Raw genomic sequence first — 24734 nt, 5'->3', positions numbered from 1 at the left:
GGCTGCATCCGAGTTGCTGATCAGATAGTGTGATGGGCGCCACCGATGACAGAAGCGCCCATTCCGGGGGACCGCCACGCGGCCCTAGCCAAATTCAGTTGGAAGCAACCTGAAAGGACTGCGGTGTGCCCGCATATTCTTCGATCGCGCCCTTCAGCCACTCTTCGTAGGCTTCCTCGCTGACCACTTTGACGGTGATCGGCATATAGGCATGGTCCTTGCCACAGAGTTCGGAGCACTGACCGAAGTAGACGCCTTCCTGTGTCGGCTTGAACCACAGCTCTGCGAGGCGACCCGGAATGCCGTCCTGCTTCACGCCAAAGGAGGGGATGGTCCAGGAGTGGATCACGTCAGCTGCGGTCACCTGCATGACGATGGTCTTGCCAACGGGCACCACGACGGCAGTGTCGGTTGCCAGCAGATATTCGTCTTCGGCGTAGCCATATTCCGCCAGGTCTTCCTTCGGCAGCAAGAAGCTTTCGAAGCCGAACTCGTGGTCCACGTACTCATAACCCCAGTACCACTGGTAGCCAGTGACCTTGATCGTGACGTCGCCCTCGGGGATTTCCTGCTGGCGGAACAACTCCGGCAGCGAGAAGGAGCCGATAAATACCAGGATCAGGATCGGGATCACGGTCCAGGCGATTTCAATCGGGGTATGGTGCGTGAAGGACGCGGCCTCCGGGTTTGCGCGACGGTTGTAGCGCACGATAGCGTAAAGCAGAAGGCCCGCCACGAACACACAGATCACTGTGATGATCACAAGGATCAGGTTGTCGAGCATATGGATGCCTTCCGCCAGTTCAGTCGCGGCCGGCTGGAAGCCAAGAGCGCCGTCAGTCGGCTTACCAATGGTTTCCAGACCTTCTTGCGCGGTGGCTGGAAGGCTCGAGAGGCCAGCAAAAAGGCCCGAAAGCATCAAAGCATTCTTCATGTCATGTCCTGATCGTTTGATCGCGTTGTTGCTGCTGCCCGGCACATCTAACGGAAAACTTGATTCCACAAAACGCACCGAACCCGTTGTCTTTGACGCAGCTTAAAATCATATTCCTCCGTGCAGATAAAGAGGCAGGCGAGCGGCAAAGCGTCGCTTTCTTGATTTAGATCAAAAAAAGTCGCCCCATCACAGAGGATCGAAGACATGGAAACCACCGCCTACCGACCGTTTGAGACCAGTCTCCCCGAAGATGAGGCGCTGGCTATTCTTCGCAGTGCGACCCACGGCGCCGATGACGGAGAGATCTTTGCCGAACGGCGCAAGTCCGAGGCGCTGGTCTTTGACGATGGGCGCTTGCGCAGCGCCAGCTACGATGCCGCAGAAGGGTTCGGCCTGCGCGCCGTCAATGGCGACGTGGCAGGGTATGCGCATTCCACTGACGTCTCCATTGGCGCCCTTGCCCGTGCGGCAGAGACCGCCCGACTTGCGGTTGGCGATGGCGGCGGCACTTATGCCCAGCCGCCGGCCGCGACCAACAAACACCTCTATACCGACGCCGACCCCATTGGCGCCCTGCCCTTTCCGGTCAAGGTCGAGACCCTGCGCGAGATCGACGCCTTCGCCCGCGATCTGGATCCACGTGTGGTTCAGGTTTCGGCCAGCCTCGCAGCATCTTTGCAGGAAGTGGAGATTCTGCGTGCCGATGGCGTAAGAGTGCGCGATGTGCGCCCCATGACACGGCTCAACGTCTCGGTGATCGTTGAACAAAACGGGCGACGCGAGAGCGGATCTGCGGGCGGCGGCGGCCGTGTCGGCCTGGATGGGCTGATCGATCCAGCAAACTGGCAGGCAAAAACGCGTGAAGCTTTGAGAATCGCACTTGTGAATCTTGAGGCGGTTCCGGCCCCCGCCGGTGAGATGGAAGTGGTCCTTGGGCCGGGATGGCCCGGCATCCTGCTGCACGAAGCGATCGGGCACGGGCTCGAAGGTGACTTCAATCGAAAAGGCAGCTCAGCCTTTGCCGGCCTTATGGGCCAGCGTATTGCGTCTCCCGGCGTAACAGTTCTCGACGACGGCACCATTCCGGATCGACGCGGCTCCATTACGGTCGACGATGAAGGCACCCCGAGCCAGAAAACGACACTGATTGAAGACGGCATCCTGGTGGGTTTCATGCAGGATCGCCAGAATGCGCGCCTCATGGGGGTTGAGGCCACCGGGAACGGACGCAGGCAAAGCTTTGCCCATGCGCCGATGCCGCGGATGACCAACACCTATATGATGGGTGGAAATACGGACCCCGCCGATCTGGTCGCGGGTATCAAGGACGGAATATGGGCCGTAGGCTTTGGCGGCGGTCAGGTGGACATCACCAATGGCAAGTTCGTGTTCTCCTGCACCGAGGCCTATCGCGTTCAGAACGGCAAGGTCGGGGCGCCGGTAAAGGGTGCAACCCTCATCGGGGATGGCGCCACCGCGCTCAAGCAGATCCGTGCTCTTGGCAATGACATGGAGCTGGACCCCGGGATGGGCAACTGCGGCAAGGCGGGCCAATGGGTGCCTGTCGGTGTCGGTCAACCATCGGTTCTGATGGGCGGGCTGACCGTTGGAGGGGCAGCGATCTAGGTAAAGAAACAGCGCCAAAAGAGGTAAAGATCGCCGAAAGTAACCGGCGGTTTTTACTCGATACTGGCCGCGGTTCTTACCTCAATCTCTGATTTTTTGCTGTACTGTATCGCAACGGGGCGCAAAGTTTCCAAAAACACCCCGGAAACTCAGGCATAAAACAAAAATCTTTCAATGACTTACGCTTCACCTTGTCCATTTGGGGAAAAAGCCTGAAAAATTTGAGTCTATTCACCACCTGTTAACCCCCTAAGGTTAATTCTAAGGATGCAAACAGGCGGAGTTACGGATGACTGAAGAAGCACATTCTTCCACTCACCCCCCACTCCCACCCACCACGGAAGATCTGCAGTTTACGTGGCTTCGCCTTTTGCGCTCCAGACGGGTTGGACCGGCGACCTTTTACCGGCTGCTCTCTCAACATGGTTCAGCGCAGAATGCGCTGACAGCGTTGCCTAAAATGGCACGTTCCGCTGGCATAAAGGGGTATGAAATATGCCCTGCTGAAGCGGTGGACGCCGAAATGGAAGTCGCAAAAGCCGCCAAAGCGCGGCTTTTGTGCTTTGGCACACCCGAATATCCTGCCGCCCTTGCGCAGATGAAAGATCCCCCGCCAGCACTTTGGGCAATTGGCGATCTCGATATGCTGAACCGCCCGATGATCGCGGTTGTCGGCGCTCGCAACGCTTCTTCGCTTGGCATCCGAATGGCGCGCGCTCTGGCGCACGATCTAGGGGCCAAAGGCTATAAGGTGGTCTCCGGTCTTGCCCGAGGTGTCGACACGGCGGCCCATGACGGATCCCTTGTCTCTGGGACCGTTGCTGTCCTAGCCGGAGGTGTTGATGTGATCTATCCCGCCGAGAACGCCCGCCTGGCCGACCAGATACGCGAAAAGGGTGTTTTGCTCTCCGAGCAACCCATGGGCCTGCCCCCCAAGGCCCGCCACTTTCCCAAACGCAACCGCATTATCGCCGGTCTAGCGCAGGCCGTCGTTGTGGTCGAGGCCGCAGCAAAGTCCGGCACGCTGATCACTGCCCGCGATGCTCTGGATATGGGCCGCGAGGTTCTGGCAGTTCCCGGCCACCCCTTCGATGCGCGCGCTTCCGGTTGCAATATGCTGATCCGTGAAGGTGCCCAGCTTGTCCGTAACGCCGAAGACGTGATCACTGCGCTCCCCACGCCCCCCCATGTCACGCTGCGCTCTGAACCGGCTGATACACGAGGAACGAGCGCCGCTCAAAGCGCGAAAGAAGTACTCGCACACCTCCCGTCTCCACCGCCACAGCGCCGCAGCCTGCGCGAGACCGCCGCGCTCCATCAGCAGGTCCTCGCCCGCCTCGGCCCCTCTCCAACCCCTGAAGATCAGTTGTTGCGGGATCTGGCGATCGCTCCAAGGGAACTCTCAACGGTTCTGACGGAACTGGAACTGGATGGCTCCGTAGACAGGTTACCCGGCGGGTTGCTCAGCCGCCCAGTCGTCCGAAAGGATGACTGATTCCCCGCCATGCGTCCCCGGGCAATACGCAGCGCCCAATCGGTCAGCACAAGGCCGTCAACGCGCCACAAAGCCTGCGCAGACAGCACGCCCAAAGCCCGCGCATTGACATTCTCCCCTTGCACGCCACATGTTGCCCCGCCATAGAGCGCGCTATATCCGCCCACCAAAAGGTTCCATTATAAATGCCAGTCGTTGTCGTCGAATCCCCAGCCAAAGCAAAAACAATCAACAAATACCTTGGCTCTGACTACACCGTTCTGGCGTCTTATGGCCATGTACGCGACCTGCCGCCAAAGGATGGGTCAGTGGACACCGAGCATGATTTCGACATGAAGTGGGAGGTTGGAAACGACAGCCGCAAGCACGTCAAGGCGATCGCTGATGCGCTGAAAGAAGACAACGCTCTGATTCTCGCGACCGACCCCGATCGCGAGGGAGAAGCGATCAGCTGGCACTTGCAGGAGGCGCTGACCAAGCGTCGCTCGATCAAGAAAGACACCCCGGTCAGCCGCGTGACCTTCAACGCGATCACCAAGGAAGCCGTCGCCGAGGCGATGAAGAACCCGCGCCAGGTGGATATGCCGCTGGTGGAGGCCTATCTGGCCCGCCGCGCCCTTGATTACCTCGTGGGCTTCAATCTCTCCCCCGTTCTGTGGCGCAAGCTGCCCGGCGCGCGTTCAGCCGGCCGGGTGCAGTCTGTCTGCCTGCGCCTGATCGTCGAGCGCGAGATGGAGATCGAAGCCTTCAACCCCCGCGAATACTGGTCGGTGAAGGCCCAGCTTGCCACGCCGCGCGGGCAGGAGTTCGAGGCCCGCCTGACGGTTCTGGGCGGTGACAAACTGGATAAGTACGACCTGGCCAACTCCACCGCTGCCGAACTGGCGGTGCAAGCGGTGGCCAGCCGTGATCTGAAGGTACAATCGGTCGAGGCGAAACCCGCCTCCCGCAACCCGTCGGCGCCCTTCATGACCTCTACGCTGCAGCAGGAGGCCAGCCGCAAGTTTGGCATGGGTGCACGCCAGTGCATGAATGCAGCCCAGCGGCTCTATGAGGCTGGATATATCACCTACATGCGGACCGATGGCATCGACATGGCGCCCGAGGCCGTTCAGGACGCCCGAGCCGAGATCGAAACCCGCTATGGCGCCGAATACGTGCCGGGCTCGCCCCGCATCTACAAGAACAAAGCCAAGAACGCTCAGGAAGCGCATGAATGTATCCGCCCCACGGATATGAGCCGCGATGCAAAAAGCCTGAAGGTCAGCGAAGAGGATCAGCGCAGGCTTTACGATCTGATCTGGAAACGCACCCTCGCCTGCCAGATGGAAGGCGCCCGGATGGAGCGCACCACTGTCGATATTGGCTCGGGTGACGGCCAGGTTGTGCTGCGTGCCACAGGGCAAGTTGTGCTGTTTGATGGCTTCATGCGCGTCTACGAGGAGGGACGCGACGATGTGGTGGACGAGGATGACAAGCGCCTGCCGCAGATTATGAACGGCGAAGGCATCAGTTTTGCCTCCTCGCTGGCGGCGCAGGCGGAAAAAGCGGGCAAGGATGCTGCGATACTGTCGGAGAACGCCGCCGTTCTGGGCCTGCAGCACCACACCCAGCCGCCGCCGCGCTATACCGAAGCAACGCTCGTCAAAAAGATGGAAGAGCTGGGCATTGGCCGCCCCTCGACCTATGCCAGCGTCATCACCACGATCCAGGACCGCGAATATGTCCGCAAGGAGAAGAACCGCCTCTTCCCCGAGGATAAGGGCCGGATCGTGACCATCTTCCTCTTGAACTTCTTCAAACGCTACGTGGAATACGATTTCACCGCCGCATTGGAAGAACAGCTGGATGACGTCAGCGCCGGTGAAGCCGATTACAAGGATCTCCTGGGCAGTTTCTGGCGCGATTTCTCGGCCGCAATTGCCGAGACCTCGGACCTGAGGATCACCGAGGTACTGGATGTGCTGGATGACGCGCTGGCGCCGCAGCTTTACCCGCCGCGCGAGGATGGCACGGACCCGCGCATCTGTCCCAAATGCGGCGCTGGCCAGCTGCACCTCAAGACCTCGCGCACAGGTGGTTTCGTGGGCTGTGGCAACTACCCCGAGTGCAACTACACCCGTCCAATTTCGGGCGAGGGTGCCGAAGGGTACGAGCGGATCCTGGGCGAGGATGACGGCGATGAGATCCACCTGAAATCAGGCCGGTTCGGGCCCTACGTGCAGCGCGGCGAAGCCACGCCCGAAAACAAGAAACCGCCGCGCTCTTCGCTGCCGAAACAGGGCAAGGATTTCCTGCCCGGTTGGGGGCCCAATGAGATCGGGCTGGAGCAGGCGGTCACCCTTCTGACCCTGCCGCGTGAGATCGGTCAGCATCCGGATGGTGGCGTGATCCAGTCGAACCTGGGCCGCTTTGGCCCCTATATTGCCCACCAGCGCCCGGACGAGGAAAAGCCGGTCTATGTGAACCTCAAGGAAACGCTGGACGTCTTCGAGATTGGCATGAACCGTGCAGTGGAAATGCTGGCCGAAAAACGCGCCAACCCCGGACGTGGCCGTCGTGCAGCCGCCAAGGCGCTCAAAGAACTGGGCGAACACCCCGAAAGCGGTGGCGCCGTCAGCATCATGGATGGGCGCTACGGGCCTTATGTCAAATGGGAAAAGGTCAACGCCACCCTGCCCAAGGACGTGGAACCCAAGGACGTCACCATGGAAATGGCAGTTCAGCTGATTACCGAGAAAGCTGGGAAGTCCAAGAAAAAGGCTCCTGCCAAGAAGGCTGCCGGGAAAAAGACCGCGGCCAAGAAGACGGCGGCGAAGAAAACCACGAAGAAGGCCTCTGACGCCAGCTAAGCCAGAGGTCGTACCAGCGGCAAGGCTCCACCGAGCCAGAAGCGGGCGGCTCCCGCCGGTTCGGCGCACATTCTCAGAATGTACCCTTTCCGTTGGGCCCGGCGCCGCTGGCGCGGCGTGGATGTGGTGCAATGGGCGTGCCGTGATCGCAACCGCGCCGCGCCAGCGGCGCCGGGCCCAAGCCAGCGTGGCGCATTGGCTCTGCCAATGCGCCGCAAAGTCGCGGGAGCACTCCCCCACCCCTATTTTCCGGCCCTCTCACGAAAAACTGCTCTCCGTAGAAATACGCGTTTCTCTCCGTATTCTTGACTCTGCCCGGTCCGAAGCGCAGAACCCTGCCAATTGGCAGTTTAGGGAGAACTCCGTGAAAAAAGTCTATTCCAACGCCGCCGAAGCGCTTGACGGGCTGCTTCATGACGGCATGTTCATCGCGGCAGGCGGCTTCGGCCTCTGCGGCATTCCAGAGCTTCTGCTGGACGCAATCAAGGACGCTGGCACCAAGGATCTGACCTTTGCCTCCAACAATGCGGGCGTTGACGATTTCGGCATCGGCATCCTGTTGCAGACCAAGCAGGTCAAAAAGATGATCTCCTCTTACGTGGGCGAGAACGCCGAATTCATGCGCCAGTACCTTTCGGGTGAGCTGGAGCTTGAATTCAATCCCCAAGGCACCCTGGCCGAGCGCATGCGCGCAGGCGGCGCCGGTATCCCCGGCTTCTACACCAAGACCGGCGTGGGCACCGTGATCGCCGAAGGCAAAGAGCACAAGGATTTCCCCACCGGCCCTGATGGCGCCATGGAAACTTACATCATGGAAAACGGTATCTTCGCGGATCTGGCGATTGTGAAGGCCTGGAAAGCGGATGAAACCGGCAATTTGGTGTTCCGCAAGACCGCGCGCAACTTCAACGTGCCCGCCGCCACCTGCGGCAAGGTTTGCGTGGTCGAGGTCGAGGAAATCGTGCCCACCGGCAGCCTGGACCCCGATCACATCCACCTGCCCGGCATCTACGTGCACCGCATCATCAAAGGCGAGCACGAAAAGCGTATTGAGCAGCGCACCGTCCGTCAGAAGGAGACCGCATAATGCCTTGGGACCGCAATCAGATGGCCGCCCGCGCGGCGCAAGAGCTGCAGGACGGCTGGTATGTGAACCTCGGCATCGGTATCCCGACGCTGGTGTCCAACTACATCCCGGAAGGCGTCGAGGTGACGCTGCAGTCGGAGAATGGCATGCTGGGCATGGGCCCCTTCCCCATCGAGGGCGAAGAGGATCCTGACCTGATCAACGCCGGCAAGCAGACCATCACCGAACTGCCGCAGACCGCCTATTTCGATAGCGCGCAGTCTTTCGCGATGATCCGCGGCGGCAAGATCGCCATGGCAATCCTGGGCGCGATGGAAGTGGCCGAGAACGGCGACCTTGCAAACTGGATGATCCCCGGCAAGCTGGTCAAGGGCATGGGCGGCGCGATGGATCTGGTCGCAGGTGTCGGCCGCGTGGTCGTGGTCATGGACCACACCAACAAGCACGGCGACAGCAAGGTTCTGAAGGCCTGCACCCTGCCGCTGACCGGCAAGGGCGTTGTGGACCGGATCATCACCGGTCTGGGCGTTCTCGACGTGGTCGAGGGTGGCCTCAAGATCGTTGAGCTGGCCGATGGCGTCACCGAGGAAGAGCTGCGCGCCGCAACCGAAGCGACAATCGTCGACTGATCGCAGCCACGCAGCAGAATATGAAAAGGCCCGCCCGGTAATAGAGGCGGGCCTTTTTGCGTCGAATGTTCAGTCCCCGGCGGGGTCCTCACCCTCTTGCGCATGCTGTCGTGGACGGGTCAGGACAAGAGCACACATCATGCCGGATACCGCAAAGAACCCTGCGAGATATGGCGAGTATGGATCAAACATCCATGCCATAGCCGTGACGTAAAGCAGACCGGCCGCCGCGCCGAGGCGCAGCGCCGCCCATATAACTGATTTCGCACCCCAGAAGTCCGGTTGCCGTATGCGCCAGAACGTCAGTGTCAGCAGCGAGACAATCCCGGTCCACGACAACGGCCCGCACCGGAACTCCGCCAAACACCCACCTATCCCCATGCAGAAGTTTCAGCTCGTAGGCCGTGCCGTCCGGGGCCGCGATACGCTGCACTTCGGTGTAATACGGGGCATGCGCCCAGGCTGACCCGGCGATGAGCAGAAACAGACTGATGAAAGGCGCAACCCAAACCATATTGGGTCCACAAAAGCCAAAGGCACCAGACTGCACAGGAGGAAATCGCCCATCGGAGGCATTCAGAGGGCACAGCCGCAGACCTGCGCCCCGGGTGTTGTTTCTGTTGCGCTTCAGATGACCCTGGCGGTCCCGGAAACCCGTATGCTTGCGCCGGGGGTATCAGAGATCTCGGCCCGCAGCAGCGATTTGGCGCCCATATCCTCCCCCTGAACGATGTCGATAGCGCCGCCGTGGGGCCAGCCTGCGTCGCGCATATAGCCTGCCAGCGCTGCCGCTGCCGCGCCGGTTGCGGGGTCCTCCAGAACGCCGCCGACGGCAAAGGCGTTGCGGCTGTGGAACAGGCGTGGGCTCTCAGCCCAGATCAGGTTAATTGTGGTCAGCCCATGCGCCTGCATCAGCTCCGCACCCGCCCTCAGGTCATAGCCCATGGCGGCAAGCCGCGCGCGATCCGCCAAGGCCAGCACCAGATGGTCATTCCCTGCATTGGCAATGGACGGAGGCAGCGCAAGATCCAGATCAGAGGCATCAAGGCCAAAAAGCGCCAGCGCCTCCGCGAGCAGTTCAGCCGCAACTGGCCCGCTTTTGGTTGGCGGAGACATCAGCGCAGCCCGTGAAAGGTCACCCGCCGCATCGCTTTCGACCGTGATGCGCCCGTCGTTCAGCACCAATGGATAGGTCCCGCCGCCAAAGCGCGCCGCAAGCCGCGCGCCCAGCGCGATGGTGGCATGGCCGCAAAAGGCAACCTCGGTGCTGGGGGCAAAATAACGAACGCGCCATGATCCGCTGTCATCACCGGTTGGCGCCGCAAAGGCCGTTTCCGAATATCCCACATCGGCGGCGATGCGCTGCATCTCGGCTTCGCTCGGCATCTGCTCGGCAATCACAACACCCGCCGGATTGCCGCCTTCCAGGCCATTGGAGAAAGCCGCCACGCGGTCGACGTTCGGGTGGTTTTCCATGATGCGTTCCTCTTCATTAGGACGTGCGTCGGGGCGCAGAAATCTATGACGGCGCCCCTCCCGATATCAGTCGTTGATGCGATCCAGGAAGGTCAGCATTTTGCCTGCGATCTCATCACCATATTCTTCGAGGGCGAAATGGCCCGTGTCCAGCAGGTGGAACGCCAGATCATTGAGGTCCTGCTTGTAAAGGCGGTCATCAGCTTGGCACTATAGGCAAAGCTATACTCATACTCTGCCGCATCCGGCATGTCAGAGGCACCAAAACCGGGATAGTCGGGGGCGATGACATGGTACTGCTCGGCCAACACCGGGATCAGCTCTCGGAACATATGCGCGGAGGTGGGAAAGCCATGCAGCAGCAACACCGTAGGGTTCGCCAGATCGCCGGCCTCGCGGTAGGCGATGTTCAGCCCCTCGATTTGCAGGGCGTCAAAACTCACATCTGACTTGGAGTTCGCCTGCCCGCTGCCGGGCATGGCAGAAAGAGCTAGGGCTCCAGCCACAAGAGCCGCATTCAGGGTATGGGTCAAATCGGACGTCATGTCAGTTTCCTTTTCGGGAGGGCACGGTACTGTCACGCGGGCTGCGCCGCTTTCAGCCGCGCGTTCTCGGCTTGCAGCTCAGCCAGTTGCTTACGCAGCGGCGCAAGGTGGGGTTCCAGTTCCTCCAGCGTCAGGCGCTCGGGGATGTGACGGGGACAGTTCCAGTCGAAGGCCTCGATACGGATCAGGATGGCCCGTTCGGGGATTGCGTCCGCGCCAGAAGGAAACAGGCTGTCGGCGGCTTCGGCGCCTTCCACCACCTCGACCGTGCCCCAGATCTTGAGCCGCCGCCGGTTCGGGTAATCCATCAGGATCAGCGAGATTCGCGCGTTCTCGGTGAGGTTTCCGAGCGAGACATACTGCCGGTTGCCACTGAAATCCGCATAGGCAATGGTCTTCTCGTCGAGCACCTTGAGAAAGCCGCGCGGCCCGCCCCGGAACTGCACATAAGGCCAGCCGGTTTCGGATACGGTCGCCTGGTAGAACCCATCGCGATCCGCGATGAAGGCCGCCTCATTGATGCCGATCCGGTCGCCGGAGCGGTCCGGGGTTTCAAGGAAACGCCCGTAAGAGCGCGCCGATCCCATGCGCTCCTGATGGGTACGTACGGCGGGGGTAAAGGCAATCTCTGCAAAGGCACGGGGCATCGTTGGGTTCGCTTTCTATTGGAATTGTGTCAAAGGCCGAGATCGGACAGGCCCGGATGATCGTCGGGGCGGCGCCCCAGGGGCCAATGGAACAGGCGGTCCTCGTCGCGGATCGGCAGGTCGTTGATTGAGGCGATGCGCCGCTGCATGCGGCCATCGGCGGCGAACTCCCAGTTCTCGTTCCCGTAAGAACGGTACCACTGGCCGCTGTCGTCCTGCCATTCATAGGCAAAGCGCACAGCGATGCGGTTCTCGGTATGAGCCCAAAGCTCCTTGATCAGCCGGTAGTTCAGCTCCCGCCCCCATTTGCGGGTCAAAAGCCCGCGAATTTCCTCTTGGCCGGTCACGAACTCGGCGCGGTTTCGCCAGGGGCAGTCATCTGTATATGCAGGCGCCACGATCTCGGGATCACGCGTGTTCCAGGCATCTTCGGCCAGACGCACCTTTTTGGCGGCACTATCTGCGTCAAACGGAGGCAAGGGAGGACGGGACATGAAGGAGGTCCTTTCTATGAAGACCGTAGGAGGGGAAAAAAGCCACCCCGGCCTGTGCGATATTTGGGGAGACCACTGGAGGCCAGGCCGGGATGGAGGGGGCAACTGCCGGTCAGTTGGCGGCCACCCGCATGGGGGCGCCCTCGGGCAAGGCGCCTGCCATGTTCGCTAAATGGACAGGGCGTTTGCGCTCCTGAGCATCCAGAACCGCTTGTGCGGATGGCGCGAACTGGGCCACCGCAATGGCAGCAGTCAGCACGAAGGGACCAAGGGGCGAGCGCATGGGTTGGAACAATCGTCTCATTCGAGGTCTCCTGTGCTGGAAGTAAGTGTACCGATCTGTAATCCTTGCGATCAAACTGTACAGATCGGTAATATTTTACAAATCACGATTTGTTATGCATTGATCACGACTTGCTGATATTCATCACAGCGCTTTGAAACTGTTCACTTTATTGTGTCGCAGTTGTCTTTTTTGATGATGTGAAATACTTACAGATCGGTACAGAAAGAGACGAATCATGCGCCCCAACAAAAGAGACGAGCTGGTCCGAAAGGCCCTCGATGTTTTCTATCGTAACGGGTTTCACGCCACCGGCATGGACAAGCTGGTCGCGGAAACCGGGGTGTCGAAAACATCGATGTACAAGCACTTTCGCACCAAGGAAGAACTGATCCTTGCAGTCCTGCGCCTTCGGGACGAAAACTTTCGCAACTGGCTTTATCGGCGCATCGAAGAGCTGGCAGACACTCCCGAAGGACAGCTGCTGGCCCTGTTCGACGCTCTGTCGGAATGGTTCGAAAGGCCCGAATTCCGTGGCTGTATGTTCATCAAGGCCAGTGCAGAGTTTCAGGAGGTGAACCACCCGATCCACGCGCAAAGCGCCGCGCACAAGCAGTTCCTGCAGGATCACTTTGTTGGGCTCGCTGCCGATGCAGGCGCCGAAGAGCCGCTCAATCTGGCCCGGCAGCTGTTGCTATTGAAAGAGGGCGCTATCGTTTCGGCCGTGATGGCGCGCGGCGGGGGGCTGGCTGGTGATCCGGCAGCCGACGCAAAAGCAGCCGCGCGCAAACTAATTGAACTTCACATCCAGAAATCGTGACTGCCCATTGACCCCGATGGGGCTTACTTCACCTGACGGAACACGCAGCCATCGGTGATCAGCTCGGGCGGGCTCATGCACAGACCCCGCGCGACGCGGTACGCGGCCAACACCTTTGGCACGTAGTCCCGCGTCTCCGCAAAAGGTGGCACGCCTGCATGGTCCCGCACGGCACCCTCTCCCGCATTGTAGCCAGCAAGCGCCAGAATTGGATCGCCATCGAACTCCTGCAAAAGCCAGTCGAGGTATCGCACGCCGCCCGCGATGTTCTCCTGGGCGGCAAAGACATCTGCCACACCAAATCGACTGGCGGTGTCCGGCATCAGCTGCATCAGACCCTGCGCCCCGGCGGCACTTACCGCATCGGTCTTGCCGGCGCTTTCAACGGCAATGACAGCCAGGGTCAAAGCAGGAGACACCTGTGCCTCGAGGCTGGCCATAAGAATAGGCACCCCCTGGGCCGCAACGATTTCCTGTAAGGTTTGCAGGCGCGGCGCCGAAACGCCTGCGCCTTGTGGCGATCCCAATACTGTCATTGCTCGCTCAAGCCGTACTGCGCCGCTGGAGCCCGCAAGATCGGCCGGGATTTCGTCCCAGAACCAGGCATAACGCCCCTTTTCAGGTGTATCCTCGCCGACCGGCCCTTTGGCAGATACTTCGGGCTGAGCAGGCGGCGGCGCGATTTGCACGGTGATGCGCTGCGACGTGCCAGGCTTTGGCGGTTTGACCCGCTTAGCCTCAAACTCCGGAAAGGGTTTTGGTGCCTGCTCCGCCCCCACGGAACTGGCAATGAACGTAAAGACAACGGCCGCACCGGCGACAATTGAACGACATAAGGGCATGGAGTGGCCTGTTTGCCTGAGTATGAGTCTGCTCTTTTTCCCAAAAGACTCGACCAAATGGCGATTCAAATCCAGCCTTAAGCCTCAGAATCTGGCATATTCGCCATATTTCACCGACGATGCCGCCCAAATGCCACGCCAGTTTACGAACCGTAAACGCTTTTTGCGCGCATTATCATTGCCTTAACAAGTTTATTTAAAAACCGTTAAAATTTGGCAGCCTTTCCGGTTTTCGGCCCAAATGCTGCCACGCTCACCCGGCTATATGTATTCATCCAAGCCGGACAGGGTCGGTGAGAGAGAGAGACAGACCCACTCAGAGGACGGCGGGATAATGCAAATTCAGAGATCCTTTGGAGGGACGACACAATGATCAAGTTCATCAAAAACTTCCGCAAAGACGACTCCGGCGCCGTGACCGTTGACTGGGTTGTTCTGACCGCAGCCGTGGCCGTTCTGGCTGGCGCAGTCTACACCTCGATCCAGACCGGTGCGAGCAGCCTGACGGCATCGACCGGCACCTACCTGACCGGCAAAACTCCGACCGACGGCTAATAGCCTGACTTAGGCACAAGCTTTGGGGCCGCGCCTTTCGTGACAAAGGCGCGGCCCTTTTTCCCACAAAACCCGTTTGAAAGAGCTACCCAAGATGAAAAAGATCTGGACCTTTCTCGCCAGGGATGAGGGCGCGGTGACGGTTGATTGGGTGGTTCTGACCGCAGCGATCATCGGTCTTTGCGTTCTGATCGCTTCGGCCATGCAAGACGGGGCAATGGGACTTGCGGATGCGTTCATGGCCTACATGGCCAACTGGACCTTCAGCTAAGGCCTGCTGCACTCACCTGACCTACGACAGAGTGCTGTACTCCCTGCCTTACCACGAAACCGGGTCCGCAAAACGCGGGTTCGGCACTTGATGAATGAGAGGTACCACAATGCGTGCGGTTTTCGGACTCGTGCTGATTGTCGGTGTCGCCTTGGCCGGTGGCGCCGTTATGATGGCGAAGAACTACATCTCGGCCTATCAGAATGAATTGGCCCGCGAACGGGCAAACCGTGCGGAAGTTGTTCCGACCACGGATGTTTATGTTGCAACGAAGCAGCTGAAATATGGTGAGCGCCTGACGGAAGAAGCGGTTCGCAAGGTGCGCTGGCCAGAGGAGTCGGTACCCGAAGGGGCCTTCACCAGCCTCGAAGAGCTGTTCCCGCCGGAGCGCTCTGATGAGCCTCGCGTGGTGCTGCGCACCATGGAAAAGGACGAACCGCTGCTGACCGTCAAGGTGAGCGCACCGGGCGAAGATGCCGGCATCACCTCACGCCTTGCACGCGGCATGCGGGCCTTTGCGATCAAGGTCGACGTGGCATCGGGCGTGTCCGGGTTTCTGCGGCCGGGCGACCGCGTCGACGTCTACTGGACCGGCGCAGTCCGCGGAGCGAATGTCGCGGTTCAGGGTGATGTGACACGGTTGATCGAGACCAATGTCGAACTGATCGCCGTCGACCAGAGCGCCGGCGGCGACATTGACGGCGCAGTCATTGCCCGCACCGTCACCGTAGCGGCGCGCCCCGAACAGGTGGCCGCGCTGGCCCAGGCGCAAAGCACAGGTAAGCTTTCTCTGGCGCTTGTCGGCGCCGAGGATGACACGGTTGCCGCCATGGTCGAGGTGGACCAGCGCAAGCTGCTTGGCCTCAGCGCGGTTGAAGCACCGGTCGTGGCACAAGAAGAACGTGTCTGCACCATCCGCACCCGCCGCGGCGCTGAAGTGGTGGAGATCCCGATCCCCTGCTCGAACTGATCGCCGCCGCCAGAGCAACCTGTTCTATACCTGCTTCAGACCCTATGCCGCCGCCCCCAGTTGGGCGGCGGTTTCTTATGTGATGTTGCCCCTGCCCCACAGTGCCAGCCCCACTCTCTGTCCTTTGCAGCCTTTGATTCTTGCAATAATTCGGGAATTGCCGCACACTGCTCCAAAATATCGGGCAAAAAGACCCGAAGTTGAGGCGTGATCGGAAAGGCAGGTCACATGGCATTTCGAAGGTTTCTTGCGGCGGCCCTGACCGGGCTCTCGCTGGTATGCGTCGCGGTTCCTGATGGAGCCTTGGCCAATGGTGTACGCGTTGTCAAAAAAGGCGCCTCTGCCTCTTTGGACGTACCAATGAACCGCGCGGTCGTGGTAGAGAGCGATGTCCCCTTTGCGGAACTCAGCATCGCCAATCCCAGCATCGCGGATATCTCCTCCCTTTCGGATCGCACCATATATGTGCTCGGCAAGTCGCCCGGACTGACAACGCTGACCCTGCTGGATGCCTCTGGCCGACTGATCACGAACGTCGATGTTCGCGTGGCTGCCGATGTCAGCGAATTCAAGGAACGTCTGCGTCAGATCCTGCCCGGCGAAAAAATCGAAGTACGCACCGCCAATGACGGCATCGTTCTCTCTGGTACCGTTTCAAGCTCGGCGCGCTTGCAGCGTGCGCTGGATTTGGCCGAACGCTATGCCCCTGATCGCGTCAGCAACCTGATGTCGGTGGGCGGCGTCCAGCAAGTCATGCTGAAGGTTCGCTTTGCCGAGATGCAGCGCTCCGTTTCAAAGTCGCTCAGTTCATCACTTGGGGTGAATGGTGGCAGCAGCTTTGGTGTCAATGGCGGGGTAAACACACTCAACAACCAGCCCGCGCTGACCGGGGCACTGGGCGGAAGTATCCCTGACGCCAACAGCAATACCGGCGCCATCCTGTTTGGATTCAACGTCGGGTCGGTTCAGGTCGGCCTGCTTCTGGAAGCTCTGGAGCAAAAAGGCGTTGTCCGCACGCTGGCCGAGCCGAACCTGTCGGCCCTGTCCGGGCAGGAGGCTAAGTTCCTGGCGGGCGGTGAATATCCGGTTCCGGTCGCTCAGGAAGACGGGCTGATCACGGTCGATTTCAAACCCTTCGGTATCGAGCTGAACTTCATCCCTCGCGTGGTGGACGAGGACATCGTGAACCTAGAACTGAAAGCTGCGGTCTCGGCTATTGATCCGACCAACACGCTTGAGCTGAACGGACTGTCGATCAACGCCTTCTCGCGCCGGGAGACCTCCACCACCGTGGAAATGCGCGATGGAGAGAGCTTTGCAATCGCCGGTTTGATCAAGGATGAATTCCTCGACAACGCCTCGCAGTTGCCCTGGATCAGCGACGTACCTGTGCTGGGGGCTCTGTTCCGCAGCGCCGACTATCAGCGGTCTCAGACCGAGTTGGTCATCATCGTCAGCGCCCATCTTGTCACGCCCACGCGCGGCGAAGCGCTGGCCCTGCCCACCGACCGTATCAAACCACCCAGCGAGGCGGATCTGTTCCTGTTCGGGCGCACCGCACGCAGCCGGTCAGGCCCTGCAAGCGAGGTTGCAAAGCAGGACTTCAACGGCTCCTATGGCTACGTAATGGACTGACCGGAAGGAAGATGGGGCCGATGATCAAGAAATCCGCTGCCTTGGCGCTTATGCTGACTACAGCCGCTTGCGCGACCCGCGAAGCCGGGGAGCCTTTGTCCAGCAATGTCTTTGGTCATTCCACGCTGAACAATGCCGCCGTGATGAGCGGCGAGCGCGACTATGCCATCCAACTTGCGGGTCGCTTTGCCGAGGAAGTGCCGACCACCATCACCTTCGATTTTGACAGTGCCCGCCTTGATGGCGCTGCACGGGCGACACTGGATCGTCAGGCTCACTGGATCAAGCAGTTCCCCGAGGTGCGCTTCCGTGTCTATGGCCACACCGATGCCGTTGGCAGCGCTGCCTACAACAAACGCCTTGGCAAACGGCGCGCCCAGGCCGCCGTGAATTACCTGGTTTCCAAAGGCATCAGCCGGGCACGCCTGGAAGCGCTTGTCTCTTATGGTGAAACCCAGCCCCTGATCGTCACCCAGCAGCGCGAAAGACGCAACCGCCGCACCGTCACCGAAGTAAGCGGCTTCCTCAAGCGTCATCCCACTGTCCTGGACGGGAAGTACGCTCAGATCGTCTATCGTGAGTATCTTGCAAGTGCCGTCCCGGCAACGACGCTGACGGCGGAGCAATCCCTGCAATCCACCTTGGAATAAAATTCCTTCCTAAAACCTCTTAACTTTTCCCTACAATTGGAGGCTTTTGGCCCAATTGTGGTCAAGATCTTAACGGACATTCTCTAAAAGAGGTGAAGTGCGCCCCGACAAACGGAGGCGACGCACCTTGAGACTAAGAGGATGTTGGCGATGAGCAGCGGACTACCGCAAACTGATACACCTGCCATTGTTGCCTGTACCATCAGCCGCGATGTGCAGAATTTCGACCTCTTGATCGAAGACATGGAAACCGCCTTGGGGGAGGCTTGGGGCGATCTGGGCTTCAACGAAGCGCTGACCTTCTTCAACCAGCCCGAAGCCGAATCGCTGCAATTCGTTGCAATGGCGATGGATTGCGAGGACGAAGAAAATCTGCCCCTGATGGGTGATATCATCACCGAGGCCCACGCAAAGGGCATTAAGGTCATTCTGATCGCCGAGGATGTCACCCCGGCCGCCTTGCACTCCCTGCTGCGCCAGGGCGCCGACGAATTCATCCCCTACCCGCTTCCCGAACAAGAGCTACAGGCGGCCATCGAACGTCTCAGCGCGCCTGAACCTCAGCCGGAACCGGCAGCGGAAAACCCGCACCAGCTGAAAACAGGCAGCCGTCGCGAAGGCGCCCTGATCGTGTGTCACGGGCTGGCCGGGGGCACCGGATCAACCACGCTTGCCGTGAACCTTGCCTGGGAGCTGGCAGAACTCAGCAAAAGCAAGGAACCAAGGGTCTGCCTGCTGGATTTCGACATGCAGTACGGATCCGTATCTACGTATCTGGACCTGCCGCGCCGCGAGGCGGTCATGGAGATGCTGAGCGAAACAGACAGCCTTGATGAAGAGGTGTTTGGCCAGGCGCTTTTGCCGTTTCAGGAAAAACTGCAGGTCCTGACGGCCCCTTCGGACATGATCCCGCTTGAAATCATCACGCCTGAGGATGTCGAACGGGTAGTCGAGATGGCCCGCAGTCATTTCGATTTCGTGGTGGTGGATCTGCCGCACACACTGGTACAATGGTCCGAAACCATGCTGCAGCTGGCTCATGTCTATTTTGCACTGATCGAGCTGGACATGCGCTCGGCCCAGAACACGGTGCGCATGAAACGCGCCCTGCAATCCGAAGGACTGCCGTTTGACAAGCTGCGGTTCGTTTTGAACCGAGCACCAAAGTTCACCGATCTGACCGGGAAATCCCGTGTCAAACGCATGGCAGACAGCCTTGGAATATCGATTGACCTGCAAATGCCGGATGGTGGCAAGCCGGTTCTGCAAAGCTGCGATCACGGCCAGCCCTTGGCGCTTTCCAATGCCAAAAACCCGCTACGCAAGGAGATCGCGAAACTCGCTCAGTCCCTGCATGAGCTGGGCCAGAGCGAAGCGGACGCAGCCGCCTAACCAGCAGGAACTCCGGGGGATAAAGATTTGTTTTCCAGATATAAAAAGCAAGCACCCAGCGCTCGGACGGCTCCGGCTCCAGCGCCTGCTCCCATCCCTGGTGCTGAGGAGGCACCCGCACCGGCCGCGTCCCTGCGTCGCCCGGTCACCCGCAAGACGGCCGAAGCCGCCCCGGCGGACAAAGATCGCAAACGCAAGGAACGTCTGGGCGAAATCAAGGTGCAACTGCATCGGGAACTGCTCGACAACCTGAACCTTGCGGCGCTGGAAAAGGCCAGCGAAAAGGAACTGCGCGGTGAAATCTCGCAAATCGCCGGCGAAATCCTTGAAGAGAAGGGCATCGTTCTCAATCGCGAAGACCGCATGACGCTCAACAAGGAGCTTTATGACGAGGTCACCGGCCTCGGCCCGCTGGAATCGCTTTTGCAGGATGAAACGGTCAGCGATATTCTGGTGAACGGTCCGCAGCAGATCTTTGTGGAGCGCGAGGGCAAGCTGCAGCTGTCCGACGTCACCTTCAAGGATGAAAAGCACCTGATGCGCATCATCGACAAGATCGTCTCAGCCGTGGGACGACGCGTTGATGAATCCAACCCCTACGTGGACGCCCGTCTTGCAGATGGCTCACGCTTCAACGCCATGGTCCCACCCATTGCAGTGGATGGATCGCTGGTTTCGATCCGAAAGTTCAAAAAAGACAAGCTTGGCATCGACGACCTGGTGAAATTTGGTGCTTTTACAGAAGAAATGGCTGCTTATCTGCAAGCCGCCGTTTCCACCCGTCTGAACGTGATCGTCTCAGGGGGAACCGGTTCGGGCAAAACGACAACGCTCAACGCGCTTTCGAGCTTCATTGACGACTCCGAGCGGATCCTGACCATCGAAGACACTGCGGAACTACAGCTGCAGCAGACCCATGTGGGCCGGATGGAAAGTCGTCCGCCCAACGTCGAGGGCAAGGGAGAAGTCTCGCCGCGGGACTGTCTAAAAAACGCCCTGCGCATGCGTCCAGACCGTATCATCGTGGGCGAAACCCGCGGGGAAGAAGTCATCGACATGCTGCAGGCCATGAACACCGGTCACGACGGTTCGATGACCACGATCCACGCCAACTCGGCCCGTGATGGGGTGTCGCGCCTTGAGAACATGATCGCAATGGCAGGCATCGAAATGCCGATCAAGGCGGTGCGCAGCCAGATTTCATCGGCTGTGAATGTCATCGTACAGGCCTCGCGTCTGCAAGACGGCTCGCGCCGGATGACCTCGATCACCGAGATCACCGGCATGGAGGGCGATGTGATCTCCATGCAGGAAATCTTCCGTTTCCAGCGTGTCGGCCTGACCCCGGACAACAAGATCATCGGCCATTTCACGGCCACCGGCGTGCGCAGCCACTATTCCGAGAGATTCCGCCTGTGGGGGTATGATCTGCCGCCGTCAATCTATGAACCCACACGGATGGAGTGACCGGGATGCAAGTGCCTATAGAACCGCTGATTTACGGGCTTATCTTTGTCGGTGTCATCGTCCTGGTGGAAGGGATCTACCTTGTCGTCTTCGGCAAATCGATCCGCCTTAACAGCAAGGTCAGCCGTCGGCTTGAGATGCTGGAGAAGGGTAATACCCGTGAAGAGGTGTTGGAGCAGCTTCGCAAAGAACTGAAACAGCACGGAAAATCCCAGTCCATTCCGCTCTATTCACTATTGGCAGAGCGCGCCCAGAAAGCCGCGATCGCTTTCACGCCACAACAGTTGATGATGATCATGGCCGGGGTGGCCATCATCGCCTTTATTGCATTGAGCGTCGCCACCGCAGCCCCTCTGCCCGTCCGCGCCCTCGGAGCGCTGATCATTGGCGTCGGCGGCGTGTTTTTCTGGGTCAACAAAAAGGCCAGCAAACGTATGGCCATGATCGAGGAACAACTGCCTGATGCAGTCGAACTGATGGTGCGGTCTCTGCGTGTCGGGCACCCGTTCTCTTCGGCCATTCAGATCGTTTCAAACGAAATTGAGGACCCGCTTGCCTCCGAGTTCGGCATGATCGCCGATGAGTCCGCCTATGGTCGCGACATCGGCGAAGCGCTCAAGGAAATGGCCGAGCGGCTGGATCTGCAGGACATGCGCTTTTTGGCGGTTGCCGTCACGATCCAGCAGCAGTCTGGCGGTAACCTAGCAGAGGTTCTGGCCGGTCTTGCCAAGGTGATCCGCGCCCGCTTCCGCCTGTTCCGCAAGGTGAAGGCCATCACCGCCGAAGCGCAATGGTCGGGCAAATTCCTGTCCGGTTTCCCCTTGTTCGCCCTGGGCGTTCTGCTGGTCAGAGATCCAAACTACTATGACAACGTGCTCGATCATCCCTGGTTCATTCCCGCCTGTTTCGTGGTCGGGATCATGCTGACGGTCAATCTGTTCGTCATGAAGATGCTCACCAACATCGAGGTCTGAGGAGAAGTTCCATGTCCATCCTGTCCGACTTGAACGGTCTCCTGACTGATCAGTTTGGTGCTTTCGGTCCGCTCCTTGCCATCGGCATCCTGGGCCTTCTGATGATCGTTCTGGCAATACCCCTGCTGCTCAACCAGCCCGAAGATCCGCTCAAGAAGCTGCAAAAGGACATGTCGCCCGAGACACAGCCCAAACAGCAGAAAGAGCGCCTGCGCCAAGGTAATCGGAACGAGCAGCTGCAAAAGTTCGCCTCGTTCCTGGAGCCGCAGAACGCCGAAGAGCTGTCTGCGATGGAGCTGAAACTGCGCCAGGCGGGCTATGCCTCCAAAGACTCTGTCCGCCTGTTTCGCTTTGCCCAGTTTGCCTTGGGGCTTTTGGGTCTCGGCGCCGGGCTGTTCTACGTCTTTGTGATGAAAGCCGGGACGGAATTTGACAGCCAGCAGCTGGCCCTTCGCATTCTTGGTCCCGGCGGCGCAGGCTACATGCTCCCCAGATACTGGATCACCCGCCGCATCGAAGAGCGCAAGAAACAGATCACCCAAGGCTTTCCCGACGCGCTGGACATGATGCTGGTCTGCGTGGAGGCGGGGCAGTCTCTTGACCAATCCATCGTGCGCGTCGCAAAGGAGCTGCACGCCTCCTACCCCGCGCTGGCCGAAGAATTCGAAATCGTTGCCTATGAGATGAAGGCAGGCAAGGAAAAGGAAAAGGTGATGCGCGATATGGGCACCCGTTGCGGGGTGCAGGACATATCCTCTTTTGTCACCGTGATGATCCAATCCCAGGCCTTTGGTACATCCATCGCCGATGCGCTACGGGTCTACGCGGACGAAATGCGTGACAAGCGCGTGATGCGCGCCGAAGAGGCCGCAAACAAGTTGCCTGTGAAAATGACTCTTGCCACAATGGGCCTGACAGTGCCTCCGCTTCTGATCATTCTGGTCGGACCTTCGGTGGAAGGCATCGCGAACATGGGCAATATGGGTAACTGATCATGACCAGGCTGCGCAGGGTGGCGGAACTCCGCCCCTGCCCCTTTCACTTCGCCGCCCGCGCCGCTGCGCTGGTGGCGTTTCTCGTTGCCTCGTCCTGTGCACCGCAGTTCGCACGGCAAGAGCCTGACAGCCCCTGGGCGCCCGGCGTGGATCTGCGCAAACAGGCCGAAGACGGTCTGGTGGTCGGCCACCGCCTGATGGATGCGGGCGAATACGAGCTGGCACTCGATGCCTTCAACAGGGCCGCATTGGATCAGGGACTGACACCCGAGGTGCTCTCTGGCATGGGATCTGCCAACCTCGGCCTTGGTCGTCTGGGGCAGGCCGAAGACCTGTTGCGACGTGCCACCGAGGCGGCCCCCGACTGGCCAGAGGCCCTGAACAACCTTGGTGTTGTCCTGATGGAGCGGGGCAAAACGCCTGAAGCCGCGCAGATCCTGCGCCGGGCCTATGCGCTCGATAATGGCGAAAGTGACGCAATCCGGGATAATTTGCGTCGGGCACTCGAAAAACTTGAAAATTCCGCGCATAGTGATCCGCAAAACGAAAGTCGAAGTGACTTCACATTGATGCGGCAAGGCGGCGGCAGTTATCGGATCGAAAAGAATCCTTAGGCCAGCCATCAGATCCGCAAGGGCAGAGCAGCAAAAGGACGCATAAAATGCGCCAGTTTATTCTTGTTACAACAGGTCTTGTGGGCGTTCTTGCCCTTTCGGCCTGTGTTAAACCCGATGGCAAAGAAACAGTTGAACGCGCCTTTGAAGAGGTCAATGTCGTGGATGCGCATAACCTCAACGAGGTCATGCTCACCGTTGCCGACCCCAACGAGGCCGTGAGCTATTTCCAGAAATCCCTGAAATCCTCGCCTGATCGCATCGACTTTCAGCGCGGGCTTGCCACCTCGCTGATCCGGGCCAAGCGCAACACCGAAGCCGCAGGCGCCTGGAAAAAGGTCGCGGCCCATTCCGAGGCCACGGTTGAGGATCGCATCTCGCTGGCGGACGCCCTTATCCGTGTCGGTGACTGGAAAGGTGCAGAGGATGCGCTGGATTCTGTCCCCCCCACCCATGAAACCTATCGCCGCTATCGTCTGGAAGCGATGGTTGCGGATGCCAACAAGGAATGGAAACGCGCCGACAGTTTCTATGAAATCGCCACGGGCCTGACGACACAGCCTGCAAAGGTGATGAACAACTGGGGTTATTCCAAGCTTTCACGGGGCCAATTCGCCGAGGCCGAGCGCCTCTTCAGCGATGCGATCCGCCAGGACCCCACGCTGTTCACCGCCAAGAACAACCTGGTTCTCGCCCGAGGTGCCCAGCGCAACTATACGCTGCCAGTGATCCCGCTTGATCAGACCGAACGCGCGCAGCTGTTGCACACGATGGCCTTGTCCGCGGTCAAGCAGGGCGACGTCAAAACGGGTGAGAACCTTCTGCGCGAAGCCCTTGCGACCCATCCGCAGCATTTCGAGGCCGCCGCCCGCTCCCTTGCGGCGCTTGAAAACGGCTGATCCATGATACACTTGGCCATCCCGGCCCATGTCGCCCTGTGGTTTCTGCCCTTCGTGCTGCCGCTCTGCTATGCGGCGGCGCTGACAGACCTGCGCGGCATGCGCATTCCCAACTGGATCAATGATTGCCTCGGGCTGGTTTACATCATAGTTGGGGTCTTCGTGATGCCGACCTGGGCCGATTATGGCTGGCAGCTATTGCACCTGCCCGTCGGCATTGCGCTGGGGTTTCTGTTCTACTCCGCAGGCATGATCGGCGCGGGGGATGCCAAGTTTGCAGGTGCGGCCGCACCTCTGGTGGCCCTGTCTGACCTGCCCGCGCTGATGATGATCTTCTCCGCAAACCTTTTGGCTGGGTTCGTGACACACAGGCTCGTGAAACACACCCCGCTGCGCAGACTCGCCCCCGACTGGCTCAGCTGGAACGTGGGCAGCAAGTTTCCCATGGGTCTTTGTCTTGGCGCGACACTTGCAATCTACCTTGTCCTTGGTGCGCTTTTGGGGAGTCCTTCTGCGAGCTGAACCGGGCTCTTTCCTAAAATGCCGCAGAAAACGGCGCCTGCACGGCGCGCCTTTTCC

26 protein-coding genes are annotated in these 24734 nt (G+C 59.7%); 18 read left to right on the top strand and 8 right to left on the bottom strand.

Going from position 1 to position 24734, the window contains the following annotated elements; all coding sequences use genetic code 11:
* Positions 1 to 94: 94 nt before the first annotated feature.
* Positions 95 to 934, bottom strand: a complete 840-nt coding sequence (gene coxB / locus INS80_RS11455) for a cytochrome c oxidase subunit II (protein WP_192965766.1) — start codon at positions 932 to 934, stop codon at positions 95 to 97.
* Between the two features lie 207 nt (positions 935 to 1141).
* On the opposite strand from coxB, the gene tldD reads away from it, so the two are divergent.
* The 5 genes from tldD (at position 1142) to INS80_RS11430 (ending at position 8626) form a co-directional block, all read left to right on the top strand.
* Positions 1142 to 2563 (top strand): metalloprotease TldD, encoded by a 1422-nt coding sequence (gene tldD / locus INS80_RS11450; RefSeq protein WP_192965765.1) that lies wholly within the window; start codon positions 1142 to 1144, stop codon positions 2561 to 2563.
* A 289-nt stretch (positions 2564 to 2852) separates the two neighbouring features.
* The gene (gene dprA / locus INS80_RS11445; RefSeq protein ID WP_192965764.1) at positions 2853 to 4058 is read left to right on the top strand and encodes a DNA-processing protein DprA; all 1206 of its coding nucleotides are present in this window, start codon (positions 2853 to 2855) and stop codon (positions 4056 to 4058) included.
* A gap of 185 nt (positions 4059 to 4243) precedes the next feature.
* Complete coding sequence (gene topA, locus INS80_RS11440) at positions 4244 to 6910, top strand: type I DNA topoisomerase (protein ID WP_192965763.1); 2667 nt, start codon at positions 4244 to 4246, stop codon at positions 6908 to 6910.
* Positions 6911 to 7274: 364 nt separating this feature from the next.
* Positions 7275 to 7997, top strand: a complete 723-nt coding sequence (locus INS80_RS11435) for a CoA transferase subunit A (protein WP_192965762.1) — start codon at positions 7275 to 7277, stop codon at positions 7995 to 7997.
* Positions 7997 to 8626 carry a 3-oxoacid CoA-transferase subunit B gene (locus tag INS80_RS11430; RefSeq protein WP_192965761.1) on the top strand — a complete coding sequence of 210 codons (630 nt, stop codon included), beginning with the start codon at positions 7997 to 7999 and terminating at the stop codon, positions 8624 to 8626. The genes INS80_RS11435 and INS80_RS11430 overlap by 1 nt, the downstream gene beginning before the upstream one ends.
* Positions 8627 to 8810: 184 nt before the next feature.
* Here INS80_RS11430 and INS80_RS11425 read toward each other — a convergent pair whose 3' ends face one another.
* The 6 genes from INS80_RS11425 to INS80_RS11400 all read right to left on the bottom strand — a co-directional run bounded on the left by INS80_RS11425 (position 8811) and on the right by INS80_RS11400 (position 12092).
* Positions 8811 to 9140, bottom strand: coding sequence for a hypothetical protein (locus INS80_RS11425; protein WP_192965760.1), 330 nt, complete (start codon positions 9138 to 9140; stop codon positions 8811 to 8813).
* Positions 9141 to 9253: 113 nt separating this feature from the next.
* Positions 9254 to 10102, bottom strand: coding sequence for a PhzF family phenazine biosynthesis protein (locus INS80_RS11420; protein ID WP_192965759.1), 849 nt, complete (start codon positions 10100 to 10102; stop codon positions 9254 to 9256).
* 92 nt (positions 10103 to 10194) lie between these two features.
* Positions 10195 to 10647, bottom strand: coding sequence for an alpha/beta fold hydrolase (locus tag INS80_RS11415; RefSeq protein ID WP_192965758.1), 453 nt, complete (start codon positions 10645 to 10647; stop codon positions 10195 to 10197).
* Between the two features lie 32 nt (positions 10648 to 10679).
* Positions 10680 to 11294 carry a pyridoxamine 5'-phosphate oxidase family protein gene (locus tag INS80_RS11410; RefSeq protein ID WP_192965757.1) on the bottom strand — a complete coding sequence of 205 codons (615 nt, stop codon included), beginning with the start codon at positions 11292 to 11294 and terminating at the stop codon, positions 10680 to 10682.
* Positions 11295 to 11323: 29 nt separating this feature from the next.
* Complete coding sequence (locus INS80_RS11405) at positions 11324 to 11788, bottom strand: nuclear transport factor 2 family protein (RefSeq protein ID WP_192965756.1); 465 nt, start codon at positions 11786 to 11788, stop codon at positions 11324 to 11326.
* Between the two features lie 112 nt (positions 11789 to 11900).
* Positions 11901 to 12092: a hypothetical protein gene (locus INS80_RS11400; RefSeq protein WP_192965755.1), complete on the bottom strand. Its 192-nt coding sequence runs from the start codon at positions 12090 to 12092 to the stop codon at positions 11901 to 11903.
* A gap of 217 nt (positions 12093 to 12309) precedes the next feature.
* Between INS80_RS11400 and INS80_RS11395 the strand changes: the two genes are divergently transcribed.
* Positions 12310 to 12891, top strand: a complete 582-nt coding sequence (locus INS80_RS11395; RefSeq protein ID WP_192965754.1) for a TetR/AcrR family transcriptional regulator — start codon at positions 12310 to 12312, stop codon at positions 12889 to 12891.
* 23 nt (positions 12892 to 12914) lie between these two features.
* On the opposite strand, the gene INS80_RS11390 is transcribed toward INS80_RS11395, so the two are convergent.
* Positions 12915 to 13733, bottom strand: a complete 819-nt coding sequence (locus INS80_RS11390; RefSeq protein ID WP_192965753.1) for a lytic transglycosylase domain-containing protein — start codon at positions 13731 to 13733, stop codon at positions 12915 to 12917.
* Positions 13734 to 14102: 369 nt separating this feature from the next.
* On the opposite strand from INS80_RS11390, the gene INS80_RS11385 reads away from it, so the two are divergent.
* The 12 genes from INS80_RS11385 (at position 14103) to INS80_RS11330 (ending at position 24677) form a co-directional block, all read left to right on the top strand.
* Positions 14103 to 14288 carry a hypothetical protein gene (locus INS80_RS11385; protein WP_192965752.1) on the top strand — a complete coding sequence of 62 codons (186 nt, stop codon included), beginning with the start codon at positions 14103 to 14105 and terminating at the stop codon, positions 14286 to 14288.
* A 94-nt stretch (positions 14289 to 14382) separates the two neighbouring features.
* The gene (locus tag INS80_RS11380) at positions 14383 to 14559 is read left to right on the top strand and encodes a hypothetical protein (RefSeq protein WP_192965751.1); all 177 of its coding nucleotides are present in this window, start codon (positions 14383 to 14385) and stop codon (positions 14557 to 14559) included.
* Between the two features lie 109 nt (positions 14560 to 14668).
* Entirely contained in the window at positions 14669 to 15529 is an 861-nt protein-coding gene (cpaB, locus tag INS80_RS11375) for a Flp pilus assembly protein CpaB (RefSeq protein ID WP_192965750.1), read from the top strand.
* 228 nt (positions 15530 to 15757) lie between these two features.
* Positions 15758 to 17164, top strand: a complete 1407-nt coding sequence (locus tag INS80_RS11370; RefSeq protein WP_192965749.1) for a type II and III secretion system protein family protein — start codon at positions 15758 to 15760, stop codon at positions 17162 to 17164.
* A gap of 20 nt (positions 17165 to 17184) precedes the next feature.
* Positions 17185 to 17814, top strand: a complete 630-nt coding sequence (locus INS80_RS11365; RefSeq protein ID WP_192965748.1) for an OmpA family protein — start codon at positions 17185 to 17187, stop codon at positions 17812 to 17814.
* 150 nt (positions 17815 to 17964) lie between these two features.
* On the top strand, positions 17965 to 19206 hold the full coding sequence (locus tag INS80_RS11360) for a CpaE/TadZ family protein (RefSeq protein WP_192965747.1): 1242 nt from the start codon (positions 17965 to 17967) through the stop codon (positions 19204 to 19206).
* A gap of 27 nt (positions 19207 to 19233) precedes the next feature.
* Positions 19234 to 20673, top strand: a complete 1440-nt coding sequence (locus INS80_RS11355) for a TadA family conjugal transfer-associated ATPase (protein WP_192965746.1) — start codon at positions 19234 to 19236, stop codon at positions 20671 to 20673.
* A gap of 5 nt (positions 20674 to 20678) precedes the next feature.
* Entirely contained in the window at positions 20679 to 21647 is a 969-nt protein-coding gene (locus INS80_RS11350; RefSeq protein ID WP_192965745.1) for a type II secretion system F family protein, read from the top strand.
* A gap of 11 nt (positions 21648 to 21658) precedes the next feature.
* Positions 21659 to 22639, top strand: a complete 981-nt coding sequence (locus INS80_RS11345; RefSeq protein ID WP_192965744.1) for a type II secretion system F family protein — start codon at positions 21659 to 21661, stop codon at positions 22637 to 22639.
* 2 nt (positions 22640 to 22641) lie between these two features.
* Positions 22642 to 23256, top strand: coding sequence for a tetratricopeptide repeat protein (locus INS80_RS11340; protein ID WP_192965743.1), 615 nt, complete (start codon positions 22642 to 22644; stop codon positions 23254 to 23256).
* A 47-nt stretch (positions 23257 to 23303) separates the two neighbouring features.
* The gene (locus INS80_RS11335; protein WP_192965742.1) at positions 23304 to 24155 is read left to right on the top strand and encodes a tetratricopeptide repeat protein; all 852 of its coding nucleotides are present in this window, start codon (positions 23304 to 23306) and stop codon (positions 24153 to 24155) included.
* Positions 24156 to 24158: 3 nt separating this feature from the next.
* Positions 24159 to 24677 (top strand): prepilin peptidase, encoded by a 519-nt coding sequence (locus tag INS80_RS11330; RefSeq protein WP_192965741.1) that lies wholly within the window; start codon positions 24159 to 24161, stop codon positions 24675 to 24677.
* Positions 24678 to 24734: the final 57 nt, after the last annotated feature.

Origin of the sequence: Phycobacter azelaicus (assembly GCF_014884385.1) — a bacterium.
GTDB classification, from domain to species: domain Bacteria; phylum Pseudomonadota; class Alphaproteobacteria; order Rhodobacterales; family Rhodobacteraceae; genus Phycobacter; species Phycobacter azelaicus.
Note: the sequence above shows the minus strand (reverse complement) of the source record. Positions and strands in the feature narration are given on the sequence as shown.